This is a genomic window from Corynebacterium marambiense, assembly GCF_016342275.1.
Lineage (GTDB): Bacteria > Actinomycetota > Actinomycetes > Mycobacteriales > Mycobacteriaceae > Corynebacterium > Corynebacterium marambiense.
This window is the reverse complement of sequence record NZ_JAEIOT010000014.1, coordinates 1-1,475: the sequence shown is the minus strand read 5'-3', so window position 1 is coordinate 1,475 and position 1,475 is coordinate 1. Positions and strand designations below refer to the sequence as shown.

1 rRNA gene is annotated in these 1,475 nt (G+C 55.1%); it reads right to left on the bottom strand.

From position 1 onward, the window contains the following. Positions 1-1,475 (bottom strand): 23S ribosomal RNA (locus JDV76_RS10380); the annotation flags it as partial.

Sequence of the window (1,475 nt, the reverse complement as noted above, 5' to 3'; positions counted from 1 at the left end):
CGGGCTTCCCGCTTAGATGCTTTCAGCGGTTATCCCTTCCGTACGTAGCCAACCAGCCATGCCACGGGCGTGACAACTGGCACACTAGAGGTACGTCCGTCCCGGTCCTCTCGTACTAGGGACAGCCTTTCTCAAGTTTCAACGCGCACGGCGGATAGAGACCGAACTGTCTCACGACGTTCTAAACCCAGCTCGCGTGCCGCTTTAATGGGCGAACAGCCCAACCCTTGGGACCTACTCCAGCCCCAGGATGCGACGAGCCGACATCGAGGTGCCAAACCATCCCGTCGATATGGACTCTTGGGGAAGATCAGCCTGTTATCCCCGGGGTACCTTTTATCCGTTGAGCGACACCGCTTCCACAAGCCGGTGCCGGATCACTAGTCCCTACTTTCGTACCTGCTCGACCTGTCAGTCTCACAGTCAAGCTCCCTTGTGCACTTACACTCAACACCTGATTGCCAACCAGGCTGAGGGAACCTTTGGGCGCCTCCGTTACTCTTTGGGAGGCAACCGCCCCAGTTAAACTACCCACCAGGCACTGTCCCTGGCCCGGATCACGGGCCGAGGTTAACAGATACCCAATTCGATCAGAGTGGTATTTCAACAACGACTCACACACAACTAGCGTCACATGATCACAGTCTCCCACCTATCCTACACAAACCGAACCGAGCATCAATACCAAGCTATAGTGAAGGTCCCGGGGTCTTTTCGTCCTGCCGCGCGTAACGAGCATCTTTACTCGTACTGCAATTTCGCCGGGCCTGTGGTTGAGACAGCAGGGAAGTCGTTACGCCATTCGTGCAGGTCGGAACTTACCCGACAAGGAATTTCGCTACCTTAGGATGGTTATAGTTACCACCGCCGTTTACTGGGGCTTAAATTCTCCGCTTCGACCCCCAAAAGGGTCTAACAGGTCCTCTTAACCTTCCAGCACCGGGCAGGCGTCAGTCCGTATACATCGACTTATCGTCTTCGCACGGACCTGTGTTTTTAGTAAACAGTCGCTTCCCTCTATTCTCTGCGGCCACAACACGCCAACCAGCCGCTAGGACCGGTGACCCATCATGGCCCCCCTTCTCCCGAAGTTACGGGGGCATTTTGCCGAGTTCCTTAACCACAGTTCACCCGATCGCCTTAGTATTTTCTACCTGACCACCTGTGTCGGTTTGGGGTACGGGCCGCACACACACATCGCTAGAGGCTTTTCTCGACAGCACAGGATCATCGACATCCCCAAAAAAGGGTACGCATCACGCCTCACCCATAACGAGGAACGGATTTACCTATCCCTCAGGCTGCACGCTTACACCACAATCCAATAAGTGGCTCGACTACCAATCTGTGTCACCCCATCGCTTGGCTACTACCAGATCAGGTCCCACGCATCCACACCCACACCCCAATCAAAGAAAGGGCCATGAGGCTTCTGGGCGGTTAGTATCACTGATTCACCATGGGCGCATGTGCAC